General features: G+C 70.0%; 22 protein-coding genes. 15 read left to right on the top strand and 7 right to left on the bottom strand.

From position 1 onward, the window contains the following. Window positions 1-64: 64 nt before the first annotated feature. The 5 genes from AC2CHG_RS04510 to AC2CHG_RS04490 form a co-directional block, all read right to left on the bottom strand. Window positions 65-1807, bottom strand: coding sequence for an ABC transporter substrate-binding protein (locus AC2CHG_RS04510; protein WP_262013995.1), 1743 nt, complete (start codon window positions 1805-1807; stop codon window positions 65-67). A gap of 108 nt (window positions 1808-1915) precedes the next feature. Next, window positions 1916-2902, bottom strand: coding sequence for an ABC transporter permease (locus AC2CHG_RS04505; RefSeq protein WP_013288442.1), 987 nt, complete (start codon window positions 2900-2902; stop codon window positions 1916-1918). 11 nt (window positions 2903-2913) lie between these two features. Beyond that, a complete protein-coding gene (locus tag AC2CHG_RS04500) occupies window positions 2914-3921 on the bottom strand; it encodes an ABC transporter permease (protein ID WP_262013996.1) in 1008 nt (335 codons plus the stop codon). Next, the gene (locus tag AC2CHG_RS04495) at window positions 3918-4940 is read right to left on the bottom strand and encodes an ABC transporter ATP-binding protein (RefSeq protein ID WP_262013997.1); all 1023 of its coding nucleotides are present in this window, start codon (window positions 4938-4940) and stop codon (window positions 3918-3920) included. The genes AC2CHG_RS04500 and AC2CHG_RS04495 overlap by 4 nt, the downstream gene beginning before the upstream one ends. Beyond that, on the bottom strand, window positions 4937-6040 hold the full coding sequence (locus tag AC2CHG_RS04490) for an ABC transporter ATP-binding protein (RefSeq protein ID WP_484524198.1): 1104 nt from the start codon (window positions 6038-6040) through the stop codon (window positions 4937-4939). The genes AC2CHG_RS04495 and AC2CHG_RS04490 overlap by 4 nt, the downstream gene beginning before the upstream one ends. Before the next feature lie 240 nt (window positions 6041-6280). Here AC2CHG_RS04490 and AC2CHG_RS04485 point away from each other — a divergent pair, with 240 nt between their 5' ends. From AC2CHG_RS04485 to AC2CHG_RS04460, 6 genes are all read left to right on the top strand, one after another. Further along, entirely contained in the window at window positions 6281-6829 is a 549-nt protein-coding gene (locus AC2CHG_RS04485; protein ID WP_262015873.1) for a Uma2 family endonuclease, read from the top strand. 67 nt (window positions 6830-6896) lie between these two features. Continuing rightward, window positions 6897-8333: a TldD/PmbA family protein gene (locus tag AC2CHG_RS04480; RefSeq protein ID WP_262015872.1), complete on the top strand. Its 1437-nt coding sequence runs from the start codon at window positions 6897-6899 to the stop codon at window positions 8331-8333. A gap of 76 nt (window positions 8334-8409) precedes the next feature. Then, window positions 8410-9828 carry a TldD/PmbA family protein gene (locus AC2CHG_RS04475; protein WP_484524197.1) on the top strand — a complete coding sequence of 473 codons (1419 nt, stop codon included), beginning with the start codon at window positions 8410-8412 and terminating at the stop codon, window positions 9826-9828. Between the two features lie 257 nt (window positions 9829-10085). Further along, window positions 10086-10907 (top strand): hypothetical protein, encoded by an 822-nt coding sequence (locus AC2CHG_RS04470; protein ID WP_366621817.1) that lies wholly within the window; start codon window positions 10086-10088, stop codon window positions 10905-10907. A 10-nt stretch (window positions 10908-10917) separates the two neighbouring features. After that, the gene (locus AC2CHG_RS04465; protein ID WP_484524196.1) at window positions 10918-12831 is read left to right on the top strand and encodes a fumarate reductase/succinate dehydrogenase flavoprotein subunit; all 1914 of its coding nucleotides are present in this window, start codon (window positions 10918-10920) and stop codon (window positions 12829-12831) included. Beyond that, a complete protein-coding gene (locus tag AC2CHG_RS04460; RefSeq protein WP_484524195.1) occupies window positions 12831-13937 on the top strand; it encodes a succinate dehydrogenase/fumarate reductase iron-sulfur subunit in 1107 nt (368 codons plus the stop codon). The genes AC2CHG_RS04465 and AC2CHG_RS04460 overlap by 1 nt, the downstream gene beginning before the upstream one ends. 107 nt (window positions 13938-14044) lie before the next feature. Here AC2CHG_RS04460 and AC2CHG_RS04455 read toward each other — a convergent pair whose 3' ends face one another. Further along, a complete protein-coding gene (locus AC2CHG_RS04455; RefSeq protein WP_262015868.1) occupies window positions 14045-14485 on the bottom strand; it encodes a (deoxy)nucleoside triphosphate pyrophosphohydrolase in 441 nt (146 codons plus the stop codon). 184 nt (window positions 14486-14669) lie between these two features. Between AC2CHG_RS04455 and AC2CHG_RS04450 the strand changes: the two genes are divergently transcribed. The 5 genes from AC2CHG_RS04450 to AC2CHG_RS04430 all read left to right on the top strand — a co-directional run bounded on the left by AC2CHG_RS04450 (window position 14670) and on the right by AC2CHG_RS04430 (window position 17632). Further along, complete coding sequence (locus tag AC2CHG_RS04450) at window positions 14670-14978, top strand: 4a-hydroxytetrahydrobiopterin dehydratase (RefSeq protein ID WP_135241957.1); 309 nt, start codon at window positions 14670-14672, stop codon at window positions 14976-14978. Between the two features lie 32 nt (window positions 14979-15010). After that, the gene (locus AC2CHG_RS04445; RefSeq protein WP_135241958.1) at window positions 15011-15373 is read left to right on the top strand and encodes a PH domain-containing protein; all 363 of its coding nucleotides are present in this window, start codon (window positions 15011-15013) and stop codon (window positions 15371-15373) included. A gap of 22 nt (window positions 15374-15395) precedes the next feature. Further along, window positions 15396-16106, top strand: a complete 711-nt coding sequence (locus tag AC2CHG_RS04440) for a SanA/YdcF family protein (RefSeq protein WP_484524194.1) — start codon at window positions 15396-15398, stop codon at window positions 16104-16106. Between the two features lie 206 nt (window positions 16107-16312). Continuing rightward, window positions 16313-17044, top strand: coding sequence for a class I SAM-dependent methyltransferase (locus AC2CHG_RS04435; protein ID WP_402807556.1), 732 nt, complete (start codon window positions 16313-16315; stop codon window positions 17042-17044). Between the two features lie 96 nt (window positions 17045-17140). Beyond that, complete coding sequence (locus AC2CHG_RS04430; RefSeq protein ID WP_357209195.1) at window positions 17141-17632, top strand: GNAT family N-acetyltransferase; 492 nt, start codon at window positions 17141-17143, stop codon at window positions 17630-17632. A gap of 20 nt (window positions 17633-17652) precedes the next feature. On the opposite strand, the gene AC2CHG_RS04425 is transcribed toward AC2CHG_RS04430, so the two are convergent. Then, the gene (locus AC2CHG_RS04425; RefSeq protein WP_366621828.1) at window positions 17653-18090 is read right to left on the bottom strand and encodes a hypothetical protein; all 438 of its coding nucleotides are present in this window, start codon (window positions 18088-18090) and stop codon (window positions 17653-17655) included. A gap of 111 nt (window positions 18091-18201) precedes the next feature. Here AC2CHG_RS04425 and AC2CHG_RS04420 point away from each other — a divergent pair, with 111 nt between their 5' ends. The 4 genes from AC2CHG_RS04420 to AC2CHG_RS04405 all read left to right on the top strand — a co-directional run bounded on the left by AC2CHG_RS04420 (window position 18202) and on the right by AC2CHG_RS04405 (window position 21002). Next, window positions 18202-18561 carry a GntR family transcriptional regulator gene (locus AC2CHG_RS04420; RefSeq protein WP_262015862.1) on the top strand — a complete coding sequence of 120 codons (360 nt, stop codon included), beginning with the start codon at window positions 18202-18204 and terminating at the stop codon, window positions 18559-18561. Continuing rightward, the gene (locus AC2CHG_RS04415; RefSeq protein ID WP_366621830.1) at window positions 18558-19436 is read left to right on the top strand and encodes an ABC transporter ATP-binding protein; all 879 of its coding nucleotides are present in this window, start codon (window positions 18558-18560) and stop codon (window positions 19434-19436) included. Before AC2CHG_RS04420 ends, AC2CHG_RS04415 begins: the two co-directional genes overlap by 4 nt. Continuing rightward, on the top strand, window positions 19433-20128 hold the full coding sequence (locus tag AC2CHG_RS04410; protein WP_262015860.1) for an ABC transporter permease: 696 nt from the start codon (window positions 19433-19435) through the stop codon (window positions 20126-20128). The genes AC2CHG_RS04415 and AC2CHG_RS04410 overlap by 4 nt, the downstream gene beginning before the upstream one ends. A gap of 154 nt (window positions 20129-20282) precedes the next feature. After that, window positions 20283-21002: a DinB family protein gene (locus AC2CHG_RS04405; RefSeq protein ID WP_484524193.1), complete on the top strand. Its 720-nt coding sequence runs from the start codon at window positions 20283-20285 to the stop codon at window positions 21000-21002. Window positions 21003-21025: the final 23 nt, after the last annotated feature.

Below are 21025 nucleotides of genomic sequence, written 5' to 3'. Positions count from 1 at the left end.
CGGTAGAGGAAGGGCCCCTTGTTAACGCGAGGCGTCAACAAGGGGCCCTTCCTTCAGCTACGGGCTACTGCTTGACGTACGCGTTGACGAAGTTCGGGTAGCCGAACACGGAGGAGATGAACACCCCGCCCGCCTTGGACCCGTGCACGTTGTATGCCACGTCCACGTAGAGCGGCACCACAGGCGCGTGCTCCTTCATGATCCGCTCGTCGAGCTTGCCCCACTCCGGGCCCTGCTCGGACGGCGGCAGCGCCAGGATGCGGTCCATCTCGGCGTTGATCGCGTCGTCGTTGAAGTAGGACGAGTTGCTGTTGCCCTCGGCCTTGATGGTCCGGCCGTCGTAGAGCACCGGCAGGATCGACGCGCCGCTGGGCCAGTCCGCCGCCCAGTTGCCGATGTACAGGTCCCAGGGGTTGTTCTTCTTCTTGACCTCGTCCAGCTTCGCGTCGTCCGGGATGTTCCGGATCGTGATCTTGAAGCCGGCGCGCTCCAGGTTGCCCTTGAGCTGAACCGCGATCTGCTGTTCGTCGGTGTTGTCGGCGGCGCCGAAGACCAGCTCGGGCGTCTGGCCGCCGAGCAGTTCCTTGGCCTTCTCCATGTTGCCGGTGGCGCCGGCCGGGTACGCGTCGTACGCCTTGTAGCCGATTGTCGACGGCGGCATCAGCGTGGTGATCGGCTGGGCGACGGTCTGGCCACCGAGTGCCTTGATCAGGCCCTCGCGGTCGATCGCGTAGTTGAGCGCCTGGCGGATCTTCAGGTCCTTGACGCGCTGGGTGTTGATCACGAGCTGGTTGGCGCTCGGGGTCGGCGACAGCAGGGTCCGGGACTTCAGCGCCGGGTCACCGGCCACCTTCGCGACGAGGGCGGGCGGAACGGAGTTGAAGGCGAGCGCGCTCTGGTCGGCGCCGTTGTCCGCGATCACCCGGTTGTTTGCGGCGTCCTGGGTCGGGCCGAAGGTCCAGACGAACTGGTCCGGGTACTGGTGCCGCACCGGGTCGGTCTTGGCGTCCCAGTTCGGGTTGCGGTCGAGCGTGAGCTGGACGCCGACCTGGTTCTTGGCGATCTTGTACGGGCCGGACGAGAACGGCTTCTGATCGAGGTTGACCCCGGTGTCCTTCTCCGGCTTGAGCGGCGCCGTGGTGGGCAGCGAGACCGCGAACGGCAGGTCGCAGCGCGGCTTGGCGAACTCGAAGCGCAGCGTCTTGTCGTCCGGCGTGGTCAGGCCCGGCGGCAGCGACGTCTTGTTCTTCTTGAAGTCCCACTTGGTGTCGTACTGCGCGGTGTCGGCAAGCCACTCCTGGATGTAGGTGGGGCCGCCGGTGAGGTCCGGGTCGAAGGAGCGGGCGATGCCGTACGCGATCTCCTTCGAGGTGATCGGGCTGCCGTCCTCGAACTTCACCCCGTCCTTGATGGTGAATTCCCAGACCTTGCAGTCGTTGTTGACGTTCTTGCCCGGGGTCTCGGCCAGGTCACCCACGAGGACCAGGCCACCCTTGCCGTCGTCCTTCCAGGTGGTCAGGTAGCGGGCGAAGAGCGGGTTGGCCATCAGGCCGGCGAACGAGTACGTCCGCTGCGGGTCCAGGTGGGAGATGGGGGTCTCCCGGATGATGGTGAACGTCCCGCCCTTGGCCGCGCCGTCGATCTCGGCGGCCGGGCCCTGCGAGTCCTTGGGGTCGGTCGCGATGACCCCGGTCTGCTGCCGGTTGCCGTCCACCTTGGTGCCTTCGCCCGTGTTCTCCGAGCAGGCACCGAGTGCCACAACCAGTGCGATGGCGCCGCCAGCGGCGGCCGCTGCGCGTGGTCGCATGTCCTACCTCCTCCACCCGTGCGCCGAGCGCATCCGCCGACGTCCCGAGGATCGTAAAGAAGAAAAGCTACGAGTTGGATAACAGTTGTCGATAAATTTCGTCGCGGTTCAGCCGAGCCGTACCCGCGGGTCGATCACCGCGTAGAGCAGGTCCACCACCACGTTCGCCAGCACCACGAAGACCGCCGCGATCAGCACTGTCGCCATGATCGTCGGCAGGTCGCCCGAGCGGACCGCGTCCACAGCGGTACGCCCCATCCCGTTCAGACCGAATGTCGTCTCGGTGATCACCGTGCCGCCCAGCGCCCCGCCCACGTCCAGACCGGCGATCGTCACCACCGGTGTGATCGCGGCGCGCAGCGCGTGCCGGCCGTACACCTTGCGTTTGGCCAGGCCCTTCGCCCGCGCGGTCCGGACGAAGTCCTCCGAGAGCGTCTCCAGCATCTGCGCCCGGGACAGTCGCGCGTAGATCGCGGAGAAGAGGAACGCCAGCGCCACCCAGGCCAGCACCAGCCCGCTCGTCCACTTCAACGGATTGTCGAACAACGAGGTGTAGCTCGGCACCGGCAGCAGGCGCAGGTTGTAGACGAAGACGATGAGCAGCACCGCGCCGACGAAGTAGAGCTGCAACGAGGCGCCGGTGAGCGAGAAGCCGATGGCCGCCCGGTCCAGCCAGCTGCCCCGGCGCAGCGCCGAGAGCATGCCCAGGCCGACGCCGAGCAGCAGCCACAGGATCGCCGCCGGGATGACGATGCTCAGCGTCACCGGCAGCACCCGGGCGATGGTGTCCGAGACCGCCTCGTTCGACACGTACGACCAGCCGAGGCAGGGGGCGTCGCACCGGCCGCCCTGGGCGCTGCCCAGGTCCCGGCCGGTGAAGATGCCCTTCATGTAGCCGGCGTACTGGCTGATCAGCGGATCACGCAGGCCCAGTTCCTGGCGGACCCGCTCCAGTCGCTCCGGGTTGCAGTTCTTCGGGCACATGCCGGTGACCGGGTCCCGGGGCAGCGCGAAGAACATCAGGAAGCTGAGCACGCTCACCGCGAACAACGTGAGCGCGGCGGACAGCAGCCGGCGGATGAGGAATCGCGTCATGGACCGGCCTCCTACCGGGACGACTTCGGGTCGAGCGCGTCGCGCAGCGCGTCACCGAAGAGGTTGAAGGCGAACACGAGCGCGAAGATGGTGATGCCCGGGAAGAAGACGTACGCCGGGTCGGTCTGCAGGTAGTCGAGGCTGCGGTAGATCATGCGGCCGAAGCTCGGCGTCTCGTCGGTGAGGCCGACGCCGATGAACGACAGCGCGGCCTCGCTGGTGATGTACTGCGGCACCGCCAGCGAGAAGGCGACCAGGATCGGCGCCCAGGCGTTCGGCAGCAATTGGCGGAACAGCATGTGCCCGAGACCCGCGCCGCTGGCCCGCGCCGCCTCCACGAACTCGCGTTCCCGCAGCGCGATGATCTGCCCGCGGACCAGCCGGGCCGTACCGGTCCAGCCGAAGAGGGCGAAGATCGCGATGAGCACACCGATCTGGAAGTACGCCGGCACGGCCTCGCGCTGTCCGTAGAAGCGCAGCGCGACGGTCGGCATCAGGGCCAGCGCGATGATCAGGAACGGCATGGCCAGGGTCAGGTCGGTGATCCAGTTGATCACCGTGTCCAGCCAGCCGCCCAGGTAGCCGGCGAGCGTTCCCAGCGTCACGCCGATCACCGCGGTCAGCACGGCCGCGGCGAACGCGATGAACAGCGACGTCCGCAGCCCGTGCACCATCCGGATGAAGATGTCCCGGCCGAGACCGGGTTCCAGCCCGAACCAGTGCTCACCGGTCACGCCCCCGGCGTAGCCCAACGGCATGCCGTAGCCGTCGAGGCGACTCTGGAACTGCTCCTTCGGGCCCACCCCGTACAGCGCCTCGATGAGCGGCACGGCGAGCGCGACGAGCACGAAGAACGCCAGCAGGCCGCCGCTGATCAGCGCGGTGCGGTCCCGCTTGAGCCGCGCGAGGGCGAGCTGGCCGGGTGACCGGCCGACGAACTCCTTCTTGCCGCTCTCGCCGCCCTCGCCGGGCGACTCGATCTCGGCGAGCGCGACGCCCTCGACCGGCGACAGGCTCATTGGGACACCTCCACGGGTTCGCCGGTCGGCACGCCGACCGGTCCGCTCTCCGGGTAGTGGCAGGCGGCGAGCTGCCGGCCGTCGTCCCGCGTGGTCAGCGCCGGCTCTTCGGTGGCGCACCGGTCGGTGGCCTTCCAGCAGCGGGTGCGGAAGCGGCAGCCCGACGGCGGGTTGAGTGGCGTCGGCACGTCGCCGGTGAGGCGGATCCGTCCGGCGGGCCCGAGGGTGGTGACGTCGGGGATCGCGGACAGCAGTGCCCGGGTGTAGGGGTGCTGGGGGCGGGTGTAGATGGTGTCGCGGTCGCCGATCTCGACGATCTTGCCGAGGTACATGACGGCGACGCGGTGGCAGAAGTGCCGCACCACGGCCAGGTCGTGGGCGATGAACACGAACGCCAGGTCGAGGTCGTGTTGCAGGCTGCGCAGCAGGTTGATGACCTGCGCCTGGATGGACACGTCCAGCGCCGAGACGGGTTCGTCGGCCACGATCAGTTTCGGCTTCAACGCCAGGGCGCGGGCGATGCCGATGCGCTGGCGCTGCCCGCCGGAGAACTCGTGCGGATACCTGTTGTAGTGCTCCGGATTCAACCCGACCAGTTCCAGCAGCTCCTGCACCCGGTGTTTGACGCCGCCGGATGGGGTGATCCGGTTGACCTGCAACGGCATCGCCACGATCCGCCCGACCGTGTGGCGGGGATTCAGCGACGCGTACGGGTCCTGGAAGATGATCTGCAGGTCCTGCCGCAGCCCCCGCAGCTCACCCCGTTTCGCGTGGGTGATGTCCCGCCCCGCGAACGCGATGCTGCCGGCGGTGGGTTCGAGTAGCCGGACCAGCATCCGCCCGGTCGTGGTCTTCCCACACCCCGACTCCCCCACCAACCCGAGCGTCTCGCCGGGACGCACGTCGAAGTCCAGCCCGTCCACCGCCCGCACCGCACCAGTGGTGCGCAGCCCTTGCCGCACGGGGAAGTGCTTCGTCAGGCCGCGCACCGACAGCAGCGGCTCGGTCTCGGTACTCATCGGGCCACCCCCACCTGGGCCACCTCGTCGCGGTAGATCCGCTCCCGATCCCCCGCCGACAGATGGCAGGCGACCAGGTGACCCGGCGCTCCGGCCTCCCGCAGCTCGGGCACCTCGGTACGGGACCGGCCGCCGTTCACGTCGGCCCACCGGCACCGCGGATGAAACGCACACCCCGACGGCAGATTGATCAACGACGGCGGGTTACCCGGGATCGGCAACAGGTCCGCATCGGCGTCACCGTGCAACGACGGCACACTCGACAACAACCCCCACGTGTACGGATGCTGCGGCGCCCGCAACACCCGCTCCACACTCCCGTGCTCCACCGCCCGACCCGCATACATCACCAACACGTCATCAGCCACCTGGCTGACCACACCCAGATCGTGGGTGATCAACACGATCGCCGACCGGAACTCCTCCTGCAGATCCGCAAGGAGGTCCAGGATCTGCGCCTGCACCGTCACATCCAACGCCGTCGTCGGCTCGTCAGCGATCAGCAGATCCGGATCGTTGACCAACGCCATCGCGATCATCGCCCGCTGCCGCATCCCACCCGAGAACTCGTGCGGGTACTGATCGAACCGCTTCGCGGGCTGCGGGATACCGACCCGGCCCAACATGTCCACCGCCCGCGTCCGCGCCTCGCGTCTGCCGGCCCTCGGATGATGCACCCGATACGCCTCAGCGATCTGCCTGCCCACCGAGTAGTACGGATGCAACGCCGACAACGGATCCTGAAAGACCATCGCCATGTCCCGGCCCCGCAGCCGCCGCACCTCCTCCTCACCCAACCCCACCAGCTGACGCCCACCCACCGAGATCTCCCCCGAAATGGCCGTCCGCTTCGCGTTGTGCAGACCGAGGATCGCCAGCGAGGTGACGCTCTTACCGGAACCGGACTCCCCCACGATCCCCAACGTGCGACCCCGCTCCACCGCGAACGACACACCGTCCACGGCCCGCACCACACCGTCCTCGGTGTCGAACCGCACCCGCAGATCCCTGACCTGGAGATAGGGCCCGTCGCCGGAGCGCTGCTCCGGCACCTCCGGGCGGTCCGGCTCCCCGGACGGCACCGCCTCCGACCTGCCCATTGACCGCCTCCCCTTCGGTGATGAAGAGAACCTACAGGAAATCCCCAGAGGCGAAAATAAGCTACATCGAGCGGTCTGTCAGCGGTCCGAGCGTAACGACTCGGTCTCCCGTCCGCACGCCCCTCACCTGGGACATCCACAGCCGCGATTGGGCGTCGCCGCCTCGTCGTCGCACCCGTCGTGCGACGATGGTCGTGGCGATCAGGGAAGGATTCTCACCAGCACGAGGTGGAGGTGACCATGACCGCGGCGGTGTTCGGCCACGACGGCCCGTGGACCGAAGAGGAGTACCTCGCCCTCGGCGAGACGCAGGAACGCGTCGAATTCTTCGACGGGAGCCTCTACGTGACTCCAGGTCCCACCCCGCTGCACCAGAACATCTCCGGTGAGCTGCGGGCCGCACTCCGGGCACCAGTGCGCCAAGCCGGGCTTCGCGTACTGGAAGCGGTGAACGTCCGACTCAGGCCGGGCCGGATACCGATCCCCGACCTCGCCATTGTCGACGACGTTGATCTCCGGGTTCCCGTTATCGAGGCGAGCAGCGTCCGGCTGGTCTGCGAGATCATCTCCCCGAGCAACGCCGCCACGGACAAAGTGCTCAAGATGCACTACTACGCTGCCGCCGGCATCGAGTGGTATCTCCTTGTCGACCAGGAAACCCTGACGATGCACCTTTACCAGCGGCAAGGAGCGCACTACGTCGAGCGGTCCGTCACGAAGGCCGGCGAGGTACTGGAGCTGACGGATCCGGTCCACGCGACGATCCGGCCTGAGGATCTGCTCGCCTGACGGATGTCGGTGCGCTCGCCTAGGGTCGGCGCATGAGCGAGCGTCAGCAGGGCAACGGAGTGCCGGCATGAGCGAGTTCGACGCGGCGACCGCAGCCGTCCAGGCCGCTCTCGACGCGGGTGCCCGGTACGCCGACGCCCGGGTCATGCACCGCCGCTACGAGTCGATGTCGGCCCGCAACGGCGACATCGAGGAGCTGAGCCAGGACGAGAGCATCGGGCTGGGCGTACGCGCACTCGTCGGATCGGGGTGGGGCTTCCACGCCGTACCCGATCTGTCCGACGCCGCGGCCCGCGACGCCGGCCGGCGCGCCGCGGCGATCGCCACCGCGAGCGCGCGGGTGCCCGGCCCGCCGATCGACCTGGTGCCGGTCGAGGCGACGGTGGCGAGCTGGGCCTCGGACTGCGGCGTCGACCCGCTCGGGGTGCCGCTGTCGGACAAGGGCGACCTGCTGGTCCGCGCCACGGCGACGATGCGCGAGCACGGCGCCGACCTGGCCGAAGGGCTCTACCAGATCTGGGACACCTCGAAGTGGTTCGTCTCCAGCGAGGGCCACCGGATCGACCAGCGCATCCGGGAGTGCGGTGGCGGCATCTCGGCCACCTCGATCGGTGCCGGCGAGACCCAGCGGCGGTCCTACCCGAGCTACCGCGGGCAGTACGGCACCACCGGCTGGGAGCTGGTCACCTCGCTCGACCTGGCCGCGCACGCCGCCCGGATCGCCGAGGAGTCCCGCGAGCTGCTCACCGCGCCGCTCTGCCCGTCCGGCGAGACCGATCTGATCCTCGGCGGCGAGCAGCTCGCGTTGCAGATCCACGAGTCCGTCGGGCATGCCATCGAGCTGGACCGCATCCTCGGCTGGGAGGCGGCGTTCGCCGGCACGTCCTGGCTCGACCTGGCCCGCCTCGGCTCGCTGCGGTACGGCTCCGAGCTGATGAACGTGACGATCGACCCGACCATCCCGGGCGCGCTGGGCAGCTTCGGCTTCGACGACGAGGGCTCCCCGGCGGTCGCCCGGGACGCGGTCCGCGAGGGGCGGTGGGTCGGGGTGCTCGCCGGCCGTGACTCGGCCGCCGTCGCCGGCCTCGACTACGGCGGCAGCGTACGGGCAGACGGCTGGGCCCGGTTGCCGATGGTGCGGATGACGAACGTGGGCCTGGAACCCGGCCCGCACACGCTCGACGAGATCATCGCGGCCACCGACGACGGGGTGCTGATGGACATCAACCGGTCCTGGTCGATCGACGACAAGCGGCTCAACTTCCAGTTCGGCTGCGAGGTCGGCTGGGAGGTGAAGAAGGGCCGCCGGGGGCGGATGCTGCGCAACCCGACCTACACCGGCATCGGGCCGGTCTTCTGGCGCTCGATGGACATGCTCTCCTCGGAGACGGTCGCCTGGGGCACGCCGAACTGCGGGAAGGGGCAGCCCGGCCAGGTCGGGCACACCGGTCACCCGGCCGCGCCGGCCCGGTTCCGCGGCGTCCGCGTGGGGGTACGGGCATGAGCGAGCGCAGCGAGCGAATCAGCAGGCTCAGGGCGACGGTGCCTCATGACGGCACGGAGCGAAGCGGAGTGCCGGCATGAGCGAGCGCAGCGTGAGCGCCGAGTTGGAGATCGCTTCCGGGGTGGTGGACCTGGTCCGGCACACGGCCGGTCCGGGCGCCGAGGCCGAGGTGCTGGTGACCCGCACCGACCTGGCGCTGACCCGGTTCGCCAACTCGTTCATCCACCAGAACGTGTCCGAGACCGGCGTCGCCGTACACCTGCGGTTGCACGTGGACGGGCGGACCGCGACCGGCAGCGGCAGCCGGGTCGACGCCGACGGGCTGGCCGCCCTGGTCGAGCGGACCCGAGCCGCGGCCCGCCTCGCGCCGCCCGACCCGGCCTGGCCGGGGCTCACCGCCCCGACCTCGGTGCCGTCCGGCCCGGCCGTCGACGAGGCCACCGCGTTCGCCTCGCCCGACGAACGGGCCGAGCGGGTACGCGCGTTCGTGGACGCGGTCGACGGGCTGGAGGCGGCCGGCTACTGCCGCACCGCGTACCGGTCGGGGGCGTTCGCCAACTCGGCCGGGCACACGGCTGTGGGCCGTGCGGCCGAGGCGGCGATGGACGGCATCGCCCGCGCCGGCGGCGCCGACGGGGTGGCCCGGCTCTGCGCCGACCGGCTGGCCGATCTCGACGGCGCGGCGCTCGGCGCCCGTGCGGCGGCGAAGGCGCGCGCCGCTGCCGACCCGGTCGAGCTGCCGCCCGGGCACTACGAGGTGGTGCTCGAACCGGCGGCCGTCGCCGACCTGTTGCAGAACCTGGCCTGGTACGGCTTCAACGGCAAGCGGTACGCCGAACGGCAGTCCTTCGCCGAACCGGGCACCGCCCAGTTCGACCCGGCGGTGACGCTGGTGGACGACCCGCTGCACGCCGGCACGCTGCCGTTCGACCTGGAGGGCACGCCCCGGCGGGCGTTGCCGCTGGTGCAGAGCGGCACCACAGGGGCGGTGGCGTACGACAGGCGCGGCGGCGCCGAGGCGGGCACCGGGTCCACCGGCCACGGTATGCCGGGGAGCGCGACGTTCGGGCCGATCCCGCACAACGTCCGCCTGCTGGCGGCCGGCGCGGACCCGGGCGCGGAGTCGGCCGCCGCGGCGGTGAGCGCGGGCGTGACCGGGGCGGTGGGCGACCCGGACACCGCCGCGCTGGTGTCCGGGATGCGGCGCGGGCTGCTGGTGAGCGACTTCTGGTACACCCGGGTGCTGGACCCGAAGCAGCTGGTGGTCACCGGGCTGACCCGCAACGGCGTGTGGCTGGTCGAGGACGGCGTGCCGACCCGGGCGGTACGCGACTTCCGGTTCACCGAGTCGTACCCCCTGGCGATGGGGCCGGGCCGGGTGCTCGGCCTGGGCCGGACGGCGGTTCGCCAGCCCGCTCGCGTCGACGGCTCCTGGTACGAGACCCCGGCGCTGCGGCTGGCCTCCTGGCACTTCACCGGCGGCGCGTCCGGGTGACCCGGCGCGCCGCCTGGCGCGTCCGGGTGATCCGGCGCGCCGCCGGGCGCGTCACGGCACCGGTCGGCGCACCGTTCGGCCGACCCGCCACATTGATCATGAACTGACTCTTTCCAAGCTGCGGGACACACGGGACACTGCGTTGCGCGGCCGGGCCGTGAAGATCGGCGTAACGTGTGTCACTTAGCCGCACCGGTTCGCCGGTGTGGCCTCGCGCGTGCGCAGGACGTGACAGTGACGTCAGGGAGATGACTCGAATGACAACTACGTCGGCCAGGACGCCGAGACCGCAGCCGCGGGGAGGGCGGGCACGCGCCGCCATCGCGGCGAAGACGTTGCGGACCGACAGATGGTGGATCGCCCCGCTGATCACAGTGGTGGGCCTCAGCGCGTGGGTCATCTACGCGACGGTCCGGGTCTTCATGCACAAGTGGTACTGGGTGGAGCAGTACCACTACCTGACGCCGTTCTACTCCCCCTGCGTCACCGACCGCTGCGTCGAGGGCTCCTCGCACTTCGGCCAGTTCCTGCCCGGCTGGTGGATCATCCCGGACGCGGCGCTCACCCTGCCGTTCCTGCTGCTGTTCCGGCTGACCTGCTACTACTACCGCAAGGCGTACTACCGGTCGTTCTGGCTGTCGCCGCCGGCCTGCGCGGTACCGGACGGGCACCAGTCGTACAGCGGCGAGACGCGGTTCCCGCTGCTCGGGCAGAACCTGCACCGCTACTTCTTCTACGCCGCCGCGATCATCTCGCTGATCAACACCTGGGACGCGGTCCTGGCCTTCCACTCCCCCGAGGGCTTCGGCTTCGGCCTGGGCAACATCATCCTGATCGCCAACGTGGTGATGCTGTGGGCGTACACGATCTCCTGCCACTCCTGCCGGCACATCATCGGCGGGCGGCTCAAGCACTTCTCCAAGCACCCGATGCGCTACAAGGCGTGGACCGGGGTGTCCTGGTTGAACGTCCGGCACATGCAGCTCGCCTGGATCACCCTCGGCACCCTGGCACTCACCGACTTCTACGTGATGGCGGTCGCCGCCGGCTGGATCAACGACCTGCGGTTCATCAACTGAGAGCCTGGACATGACTGAGACGCGAATCGAACGACACCACTACGACGTCGTCGTGATCGGGGCCGGTGGCGCCGGCCTGCGCGCGGCGATCGAGGCCCGGCTGGCCGGCAAGAAGACCGCGATCATCTCGAAGTCGCTGTTCGGCAAGGCGCACACGGTGATGGCCGAGGGCGGCGCCGCCGCCGCGATGGGCAACGTGAACTCGCGCGACAACTGGCAGGTGCACTTCCGGGACACCATGCGCGGTGGCAAGTTCCTCAACAACTTCCGGATGGCCGAACTGCACGCCAAGGAGGCGCCGCAGCGGATCTGGGAGCTGGAGACGTACGGCGCGCTGTTCGACCGCACCAAGGACGGGAAGATCTCGCAGCGCAACTTCGGCGGCCACGAGTACCCGCGTCTGGCGCACGTCGGCGACCGGACCGGCCTGGAGCTGATCCGTACCCTCCAGCAGAAGATCGTCTCGCTCCAGCAGGAGGACAAGCAGGAGTTCGGCAGCTACGACGCGCGGATCCGGGTCTTCTCCGAGACCACGATCACCGAGCTGCTGCTCGACGGCGACCGGATCGCCGGTGCGTTCGGCTACTACCGCGAGTCCGGCGAGTTCGTCCTGTTCGAGGCGCCCGCGGTGGTGCTCGCGACCGGCGGCGTCGGACGGTCCTACAAGGTCACCTCGAACTCGTGGGAGTACACCGGCGACGGACACGCGCTGGCGCTGCGCGCCGGGGCCACGCTGATCAACATGGAGTTCCTCCAGTTCCACCCGACCGGCATGGTCTGGCCGCCCTCGGTGAAGGGCATCCTGGTCACCGAGTCGGTACGCGGCGACGGCGGCGTGCTGAAGAACTCCGAGGGCAAGCGGTTCATGTTCGACTACGTCCCGGACGTGTTCCGCAAGCAGTACGCGGAGACCGAGGAGGAGGCGGACCGCTGGTACACCGACCCGGACAACAACAGGCGTCCGCCGGAGCTGCTGCCCCGCGACGAGGTCGCCCGTGCGATCAACAGCGAGGTCAAGGAGGGCCGGGGTACGCCGGCCGGCGGCGTCTACCTGGACATCGCCTCCCGTAAGTCGGCCGACGAGATCCGCCGCCGCCTCCCGTCGATGTACCACCAGTTCAAGGAACTGGCCGACGTCGACATCACCAAGGAGCCGATGGAGGTCGGCCCGACCTGTCACTACGTGATGGGCGGCGTCGAGGTCGACCCGGACTCCGGCGCGGCGTACGGCACCGTGCGCGGGCTCTACGCCGCCGGTGAGGTGTCCGGCGGCATGCACGGCTCCAACCGGCTCGGCGGCAACTCCCTGTCCGACCTGCTGGTCTTCGGCAAGCGCGCGGGCGGGCACGCGGCCACGTACACCGATCAGCTCACCACCCGCCCGGCGGTGTCGGTGGCGGCGGTCGAGGCCGCCGTGGAGACGGCGCTGGCGCCCCTGCAGCGGGACACCGGCGAGAGCCCTTACCAGCTCCAGCAGGACCTGCAGGCGGTGATGGGCGACCTGGTCGGCATCATCCGCCGGGAGAGCGAGCTCGCCGACGCCATGCGCAGGCTGGCCGAGCTGCGGGAGCGGGTGGCGAAGGTCAGCGCGGCCGGCGGCCGGCGCTACAACCCGGGCTGGCACCTGGCGCTGGACCTGCGCAACATGCTCGTGGTCTCGGAGTGCACCGCGATGGCGGCGCTGGAGCGGCAGGAGTCGCGCGGCGGGCACACCCGGGAGGACTACCCGGCGATGGACCCGAAGTGGCGCCGGGTCAACCTGGTCTGCTCGCTGGACGGGGACGCGGTCCGGCTCACCGAGAAGCCGCTGCCGAAGATGCGGCCGGAGCTGATCGGGCTGTTCGACCGGGCCGAGCTGGCCAAGTACCTGACCGACGAGGAACTCGCCGAGTTCGACGCCCTCAACGAGGAGGCGAACAACTGATGGGAAGTAAGCGCCAGTTCCGCATCTGGCGGGGCGACGAGACCGGCGGGGACCTGAAGGACTACACGGTCGAGGTGAACGAGGGCGAGGTGGTCCTCGACGTGATCCACCGGCTCCAGGCCACCGAGGCCCCCGACCTGGCGTGCCGGTGGAACTGCAAGGCCGGCAAGTGCGGCTCCTGCTCCATGGAGATCAACGGCAAGCCGCGGCTGGGCTGCATGACCCGGATGTCGACGTTCGAGGAGTCCGAGACCGTCACCGTCACCCCGCTGCGCACCTTCCCGGTGATCCGGGACCTGGTCACCGACGTCTCGTTCAACTACGAGAAGGCCCGGGAGACCCCGGCGTTCGCGCCGCCGGCCGACGTGGCCCCGGGTGACTACCGGATGCAGCAGGTCGACGTCGAGCGCTCGCAGGAGTTCCGCAAGTGCATCGAGTGCTTCCTGTGCCAGAACGTCTGCCACGTGATCCGTGACCACGACGAGAACAAGCCGGCGTTCTCCGGTCCCCGGTTCTTCATCCGGGCGGCCGAGCTGGACATGCATCCGCTCGACGCGCGCACCGACCGCCGGGAGTACGCGCAGTCGGACATGGGTCTCGGGTTCTGCAACATCACCAAGTGCTGCACCGAGGTCTGCCCCGAGCACATCAAGATCACCGACAACGGGATCATCCCCATGAAGGAACGGGTCGTCGACCGCAGGTACGATCCCCTTGTGTGGCTCGGTAACAAGATCTTCCGGAGGGGTCAGGTGCCTCAGACCAGCGCGACCAGCGGGCATTCCAGCGGTGCCGTCACGTCCGGAGGGGCGCAGGGCGGGGCGCACGCGCACGGCGGCGGTTCGCACGCAGGCGGGGTGCACTCGCACGCGGGCGGCTCGCACGACAGCGCCGCCGAGCGTCAGGCGCAGCAGGGCGTCAACTGGCACCGCGAGGTGCCGCACCCGACCGCCCCGGCGGTGGACGCCAACGGCAAGCTGCCGCTGACCGAACTGACGTTCAACAAGGCCGCCGCGCCGTCGCCGTTCGGTGACGACGTGACGTTCCCGCTGCCGCCCGAGCACCTCAACTTCGCTCACCCGCAGCAGGACGAGCCGAAGCACTGAACAGCAGCGCGACGACGACGGGGGCCAGCGGCACACGCCGCGGGCCCTCGTCCCGTTTCTGCCCGGCTGTCCGGTTCACCGGACGGCCCGGCTCGGGCCGCGATCGTTCAGGCGGTGTCGAGCAGCGGGCGCAGCGCGGCCACGATCGGCACGTCGGCCGGCAGCCAGTCGACGCTGTCCAGCTCGGCGGCGGTCAGCCAGCGCAGCTCGGCGTGCTCCAGCGCCTTGGGCTCGTCGCCGTGCAGCAGGCGGGCGGCGTAGACGCGCAGCACGGACCGGCCGTGTGCCATCCGTACGTCGCGGCCGACACGCGCGCCGACCGCCACCCGTACGCCCAGTTCCTCGGCACACTCCCGGGCCAGCGCGTCGGTCTCGGCCTCGCCGGGCTCGACCTTCCCGCCCGGGAACTCCCAGCGCCCCGCCACCTCGGGGGGCGCGGAGCGCTCGCACGCCAGCACCCGGCCGCCCTCGATGATCGCCGCCCCGACGACCACCTTCGGCTCCCGCCGGTCGGCCTGCCCGCTTCCGCTTACCCGTTCGGTCCGCACGGGCCACCAGCGTGCCAGATCAATCGGCGGTTTGGGTAGCTGCGTCGACCGTCAGGTCAGCAGAACACGGAAGTGTGGGCGTGGACACACCATCTGAGTGGCGAGAGACTAGAGGGCGTCGACTGGGACACGGGATGGCGACGATTTGGCCACAAGCCGGCAACGACGCCTGGGAGGTGCGGTGATGCGCGTGCTGTTCAGCGGCCGGGCGAAGCACGACTACCTCAGCGACGCGCTCGCCCTGCTGTCCGGATGGACGCGCGAGGGCGAACAGATCCGCCGCACCATCGTCCTCGACGACACCCAGCACGCCGCGCTCACCGAGCGGGTGGCGGTGGTGGCCGACGCGCTGCGGCTGCGCCCCGAGATCAGCCGCCGGGCCGACCGTACCCAGATCCGGCTCGGGCACGACGACGGCGAGCCGCTCACCGAGGGCGAGGTGCTGCTGGCCGCGCGCATCGAGGACGCGGTCCGCGCGGTCACCGAGTCCTGAGCCGCTGGCACGCCCCGCCTACCCTCGGGTGCATGTCTGGCCCCACGTACGACCGCAAGGAACAGTTCCAGCAGATCCAGAGCGGGTTGCTGCCCGGCGAGCAGATCATCGCCGTCTACGACGCGATCGGCACCGGCACCGGCTTCATCGGCCTGACCGACCGGCGCGTGATCGTCCAGGACCGCTCCTTCGTCGGCAAGCGGTACGCGATCACCAGCATCCCGTACTCGAAGATCACCAGCGTGAGCGTGGTGAGCAACAAGTCCTGGGGTGGTTCGTTCTTCTCCACCGGGTCCATCGCGGTGCACGTCGGCACGCACACATACGAGGTCGAGTTCCGGGGCGCGCAGAAGAGCCACCACGTGCACAACGTGATCCTGCAGTACATCTCCTGACCCGCCTGGCACAATCGCCGCCATGCGAGGGCTGACGGCGCGATGGCGGGCCTGGGGCGACCGTCGACGGGCCGTACGCCTGCTCCGCCGCCTCCTGGTGCTCGCCACCGCCGCCGTGACGCTGCTCGGCGCCGCGACTGTCGCCGGCGCGGTCTGGGTCCGCGGCGCCGCCGAGGGCCACCTGTTCGACGCCGCGGACGCGCCGGAGACGCCGGTGGCCCTCGTGCTGGGCACCAAGGTGGAGCCGGACGGCACCCCGGCGCCGTTCCTGGCCGCGCGGCTGGAGATCGCCCGCCAGTTGTACGCCACCGGCAAGGTCCGGGTGCTGCTGCTCTCCGGGGACCACATGAACTGGGACTACGACGAGCCGGACGCGATGCGGCGCTGGCTCGTCGACCGGGGCGTACCGGCGGAGAAGACGGTGCTGGACCACGCGGGGTTCGACACGTACGACTCGTGCGTCCGCGCGTACCGCGTCTTCGGGGTGCGGCGGGCCACAGTGGTCACCCAGTCGTTCCACCTGCCGCGCGCGGTGGCGCTCTGCCGGGACGCCGGCATCGACACCGTCGGCGTCGGCGACGACACCGCCCGCCGGTACGCGGGCCAGTGGCGGATCAGCTCCGTCCGCGAGTACGGCGCGTGCGTGAAGGCCGCCGCGGACGTGCTCACCGGGCGGGACCCGGTGCACCTCGGCCGCCGGGAGACCGGAGTGGACGACGCGCTGCGGGCGTAATCCGGTTGTCCCTCCGGCTCGGCTGCTGGTCTGCTGAACCCCTCGAAGCCGACCGAGGGAGCACCGCCATGCCACACGCTGCGAAGCCCAGCCGACCCGTCGTCACCTCATCCGAAACGAGGCTTCGTGTTGTCGTACCCCATTCCGGCGGAGGTCACTGACCTCGCGCCGCGTCGCGTCCCGTCCGCCCGGCGGGAGGGCGCGTGATGTCCGTCTTCGATGATCCCGGCCTGTTCGGCCGGCTCTGGGCCGCCACCTACGACGGCCCCGGCAATCCCGACCCGGCCCCGGCCGTCGACTTCCTCGCGCCGCTGGCCGAGGGCGGCCCGGTGCTCGAACTAGCTGTGGGCACCGGCCGGGTGGCCCTGCCGCTGGCCGCCCGCGGCATCGCCGTGGAGGGCGTCGAGGCGTCCCCGGAGATGGTCGCGCACCTGCGCGCCAAGCCGGGCGGCGCGGACATGCCCGTCACCGTCGGCGACATGGCGGACGTCCCGGTCGCCGGGCCGTACCGTCTGGTCTTCCTGGTGTTCAACACGCTGTTCAACCTGGTCTCCGAGGAGCGCCAGGCGGCGTGCTTCCGCAACGTCGCCCGGGTGCTCGCGCCCGGCGGGGCGTTCGTCATCGAGACCTTCGTGCCCGACCCGGCGGACTTCGACCGGGACGAGCAGGTCCAGGTGCGGGAGGTGACCGAGGACTCGGCCACCATCCGCATGCACCGGTACGACCGGGCGGCGCAGACGTTCGTGCGCCAGACCGTCACGTTCGACGCCGCCGGCGTGCACCTCAAGCCGTTCGCCATGCGGTACGCGTGGCCGGAGCAGATCGACGAACTGGCGGAGCGGGCCGGGCTGCGGCTCACCGAGCGGTACGCCGACTGGGACCGGTCGCCGTTCGACGCGGACAGCCGCTCGCACATCTCCGTCTACCGGCGGCGGTAGCGCTCACGTCGAGGGCCGGGGTCTCGCGTCCCGGCCCTCGGCCTGCGCCGATACGCTGACGCGGCCGGTGTCCGCCGTCCCGGCCGGGAGGTACCGATGACAGTCACCGTCGCCGCCATGGACGACTCGCACGCCGACGCCGTGCTGGAGATCTACCGCCTCGGCATCGCCGAGGGGAACGCCACGTTCGAGACCGAGCCGCCGGACTGGACGCGGTTCACCGCCGCCCGGCTGCCCGGCCACCGCTGGGTGGCGCTCGACGAGGCAGGCGACGTGCTCGGCTGGGCGGCCTGTTCGGCGGTCTCCGAGCGCAGCGTCTACGCCGGGGTGGTCGAGCACTCCGTCTACGTGCACCCGCGAGGACGCGGACGCGGGGTCGGCCGGGCCCTGCTGGAGGCGCTGATCGCCTCCACCGAGGCGGCCGGGATCTGGACCATCCAGTCCGGCGTGTTCCCGGAGAACACCGCGAGTCTCGCGCTGCACGCGGCGTGCGGCTTCCGCGTCGTCGGCACCCGCGAGCGGGTAGGCCGCCACCACGGCACCTGGCGCGACGTGACCTTGATCGAACGCCGCAGTCCCCGAATCTGACCCCTTGATCACCGGGTTGGTCAGGCGCCGACGCCGACCAGGTGACGGCGCACCAGGGCGTCCCGCTCCAGGACCAGGTCGACCATCTGCCAGAACTCGGCGAGCCGGGGATGGGTCAAGCCCTCCTCGCGGCTGAGCTTGCGGCCGAAGATCGGGCTGTCCCCCGCGACCTCGCCACCGTTGACGAGCGTCGCGGCCGGCCCCGGCGAGCCGGCCACCGGCCCGACCCGGCAGCCGAAGGTGACGTGGTCGTCGAAGTCGTCGCGGCCCCAGCTGCCCAGGATCGCGTCGATCCAGACCTCGTGCACGCCGTCGTGGTGGTAGCAGCTCGCGAAGTAGACGGCCGCCGTCGCGTCGTCGGTGCGGATGTCGGCCCAGGTCCGCTCCGCGGCGGTGTCGCAGCAGCCGCAGACGAACTCCCGTACCTGGCGGGTGCTCTCGTCGATCCTCAATGTCACGGCGCGAACCCTAGCGAGCCCTACGCCGCCGCGCGTACCCGAAGGCACTTGACGGATCTACCACGCGGGTGCGATGGTTAGCTACATGAGTAACGAACCAATGGAGCTGGTATGGATGACGGTCGGCCGATCTTCGTCCAGATCGCGGAACTGATCGAGAACTCGATCATCGACGGGACGTACGCGGAGGAGACCCAGGTGCCGTCGACGAACGAGCTGGCGGCGTTCCACCGGATCAACCCGGCGACCGCCGCCAAGGGGATCAACCGCCTGGTCGACGACGGGATTCTCTACAAACGCCGGGGAATCGGAATGTTCGTGGCAACGGGGGCCAGCGAAACACTCCGAGAGCGCCGTCGGCACGAGTTCTCCGACCAGTACGTGCGGCCCCTCATCGAGGAGGCCCGCAAATTGGGCATCGGCACCGAGGAGCTGAAAAAGCTCATCGAGACATGGGAGGAACAACGATGAGCGTCGTGGCGGCTGCCGGCCTCACGAAGCGGTACGGCGACGTGGCCGCTCTCGACGACGTCACCTTCACCCTGACGGGGAACAAGATCTACGGCCTCCTCGGCCGCAACGGCGCCGGAAAGACGACGCTGATGCAGCTGATCACCGGCCAGCAGAGCGTCTCCAGTGGCGACCTGACGGTCTTCGGCGAGCGGCCGTACGAGAACGAACGGGCGCTGTCGCAGGTGGCCTTCATCAAGGAGAGCCAGACGTACCCGGCCGCCTACCAGGTCCGGCACGTCCTGAGCCTGGCCCGGCGGCTGTTCCCGAACTGGGACGAGGACTTCGCGCAGTCCCTCGTGGACGGCTTCGAGCTGCCCCGCAAGCGCAACGTCCGCAAGCTGTCCCGCGGCATGACGTCCGCGCTGGGCGTCACGATCGGCCTGGCCGCACGCGCGCCGCTGACCTTCTTCGACGAGCCGTACCTGGGACTCGACGCAGTCGCCCGGCAGCTCTTCTACGACCGGCTGCTGGCCGACTACGCCGAGAACCCGCGCACCGTCGTGCTCTCCACACACCTCATCGACGAGGTGGCCGACCTGATCGAGCACGTGGTGCTGCTCGATCACGGCAAGCTGCTGCTCGACGCGCCCAGCGACGACCTGCGCGGCGAGGTGATGGAGGCGACCGGCCCCGCCGAGGCGGTGGACGAGTTCGCTACCGCGTACACGGTGCTGCACCGCGAGCATCTGGGCGGTGCAGCCCGGACGACGCTGCGCGGCTCGTTCGACAACGCCGACCGGCTGCGCGCCAAGAAGCTCGGCATCGACCTGGCGCCGGTGTCACTGCAGCAGGCCGTGGTGCGCCTGACGACGGAAAGGACGAACTCCCGATGACTCGCATCCTCGACGTCGCCCGGATGCACACCATCGCCTGGATCGGCCAGCTGGCCTGGCCGTGGGGCATCATGGCCATCTCACTCGGCGTCAACCTGCTGATCTTCGCCTCGATCGACGAGGCGGCGCCGGGCAAGAACACCACGGGTGGCCTGGCCAGCCTCTACATCGTCTGCGCGATCGTCGCTGCCGCCTCGATCAGCCAGGTGTTCCCGTTCGCCCTCGGCATGGGCGTCACCAGACGCACCTTCTACCTCGCCACCATGCTGGTAAACGTGGTGCAGGCGGTCGTCTACGGCGTCCTGCTCTACCTGCTCAACCTGATCGAGGGCGCCACCGGCGGCTTCGGGATCGAACTACGGTTCTTCCGGATCCCGTACATCGACGTCGACAACGGGCTGTTGCAGATCGCCGTCTACGCGGTGCCGTTCCTGTTCCTGAACTTCGTCTCCATCTTCGTCGCCGTCTGGTACGTCCGGTTCGGCATGAACGGTTTGCTCGGGGCCGGCGCGGCCCTGATCCTGGTGACCGGCCTGCTCGTCGCGCTGGTCATCTGGCAGGACTGGTTCGGCGGCATCTGGGAGTGGCTGAGCAGCCAGCACCAGGCCAGCTTGCTGGTGGGATGGCCCGCCCTGATCGCCGCGGTGGCTGCGCTCGGAGGCATGGCGGCCATCCGCCGGGCGAACGCCTGACGACAGGCACGGGTGGCGGTCGCCGGTCCGCGATGCGGGCCGACGGCCGCCACAGCCATGTTCCGGCGGCCGACAACTTCGTCCGGTCGCATCGACAGTCGTTGTCGGACCCGCTCGCTAGCATTGCCGCGATCGCCGACGAGAGGGGTGCGCCGTGGACCAGAGCGACCTCAGGACGTTCGTGGACAGGGACCTGCAAGACGCACGCTTCACCAGGTCGACGCTGGCCGGCGCGGTGATGCGCGGTGTCGACGTGCGCGGGCTCGACATCGACGCGCCGTGGCTCACCGACGGCGCGCTGCTGGTCAACGGTGTCGACGTCGCGCCGCTCGTCGAGGCCGAACTCAACCGGCGGTTCCCCGGGCGCGAGCTGAGGCGTGCCGGGGATCCCGATGGGCTGCGCGCGGCCTGGGCGGCGCTCGAACGAGCCTGGGCGGCCGCGGTCGACCGGGTCGTGTCCATGCCCGACGGCGCCGCCGACATCTCGATCGACGGTGAGTGGTCGTTCGCGCAGACCCTGCGCCACCTCGCGTTCGCCACCGACGCCTGGCTCGGCAAGGCGATCCTGCGCCTGCCGCAGCCCTTCCATCCGCTCGGGCAGCCACACGCCGAGTACGAGACGGACGGACTCGACATGTCGATCTTCCCCGCGGCGCGGCCGAGTTTCGCCCAGGTGCTCGATCTGCGGGCCGAGCGGCAGGCCATGGTGCGGGAGTTCCTCACGGGCGTCACTCCGGAGCTGCTCGCTGAGCCTCGACCGTCAGCGTGGTCACCCGAACACGAGGCACCAGTCCTGCACTGCCTCCACGTCATCTTCGACGAGGAGTGGGAGCACCTCCGCTTCGCACTGCGCGACCTCGACGCGCAGGAGTGACGCCGTGTCTCCGTGTGGAGGGG

Source organism: Micromonospora sp. ATLC20 (genome assembly GCF_057196585.1).
This window is presented reverse-complemented; position numbering and strand designations above follow the sequence as displayed.

What these genes read in the sequence shown, in the direction of transcription:
- AC2CHG_RS04435 (WP_402807556.1), top strand. Translation starts at nt 16,313, where the DNA reads ATGTCCGTCTTCGATGATCCCGGCCTGTTCGGCCGGCTCTGGGCCGCC.
- AC2CHG_RS04495 (WP_262013997.1), bottom strand. Translation starts at nt 4,940, where the DNA reads ATGAGTACCGAGACCGAGCCGCTGCTGTCGGTGCGCGGCCTGACGAAG.
- AC2CHG_RS04440 (WP_484524194.1), top strand. Translation starts at nt 15,396, where the DNA reads ATGCGAGGGCTGACGGCGCGATGGCGGGCCTGGGGCGACCGTCGACGG.
- AC2CHG_RS04480 (WP_262015872.1), top strand. Translation starts at nt 6,897, where the DNA reads ATGAGCGAGTTCGACGCGGCGACCGCAGCCGTCCAGGCCGCTCTCGAC.
- AC2CHG_RS04490 (WP_484524198.1), bottom strand. Translation starts at nt 6,040, where the DNA reads ATGGGCAGGTCGGAGGCGGTGCCGTCCGGGGAGCCGGACCGCCCGGAG.
- AC2CHG_RS04510 (WP_262013995.1), bottom strand. Translation starts at nt 1,807, where the DNA reads ATGCGACCACGCGCAGCGGCCGCCGCTGGCGGCGCCATCGCACTGGTT.
- AC2CHG_RS04415 (WP_366621830.1), top strand. Translation starts at nt 18,558, where the DNA reads ATGAGCGTCGTGGCGGCTGCCGGCCTCACGAAGCGGTACGGCGACGTG.
- AC2CHG_RS04445 (WP_135241958.1), top strand. Translation starts at nt 15,011, where the DNA reads ATGTCTGGCCCCACGTACGACCGCAAGGAACAGTTCCAGCAGATCCAG.
- AC2CHG_RS04420 (WP_262015862.1), top strand. Translation starts at nt 18,202, where the DNA reads ATGGATGACGGTCGGCCGATCTTCGTCCAGATCGCGGAACTGATCGAG.
- AC2CHG_RS04465 (WP_484524196.1), top strand. Translation starts at nt 10,918, where the DNA reads ATGACTGAGACGCGAATCGAACGACACCACTACGACGTCGTCGTGATC.
- AC2CHG_RS04500 (WP_262013996.1), bottom strand. Translation starts at nt 3,921, where the DNA reads ATGAGCCTGTCGCCGGTCGAGGGCGTCGCGCTCGCCGAGATCGAGTCG.
- AC2CHG_RS04410 (WP_262015860.1), top strand. Translation starts at nt 19,433, where the DNA reads ATGACTCGCATCCTCGACGTCGCCCGGATGCACACCATCGCCTGGATC.
- AC2CHG_RS04430 (WP_357209195.1), top strand. Translation starts at nt 17,141, where the DNA reads ATGACAGTCACCGTCGCCGCCATGGACGACTCGCACGCCGACGCCGTG.
- AC2CHG_RS04485 (WP_262015873.1), top strand. Translation starts at nt 6,281, where the DNA reads ATGACCGCGGCGGTGTTCGGCCACGACGGCCCGTGGACCGAAGAGGAG.
- AC2CHG_RS04450 (WP_135241957.1), top strand. Translation starts at nt 14,670, where the DNA reads ATGCGCGTGCTGTTCAGCGGCCGGGCGAAGCACGACTACCTCAGCGAC.
- AC2CHG_RS04470 (WP_366621817.1), top strand. Translation starts at nt 10,086, where the DNA reads ATGACAACTACGTCGGCCAGGACGCCGAGACCGCAGCCGCGGGGAGGG.
- AC2CHG_RS04505 (WP_013288442.1), bottom strand. Translation starts at nt 2,902, where the DNA reads ATGACGCGATTCCTCATCCGCCGGCTGCTGTCCGCCGCGCTCACGTTG.
- AC2CHG_RS04460 (WP_484524195.1), top strand. Translation starts at nt 12,831, where the DNA reads ATGGGAAGTAAGCGCCAGTTCCGCATCTGGCGGGGCGACGAGACCGGC.
- AC2CHG_RS04475 (WP_484524197.1), top strand. Translation starts at nt 8,410, where the DNA reads ATGAGCGAGCGCAGCGTGAGCGCCGAGTTGGAGATCGCTTCCGGGGTG.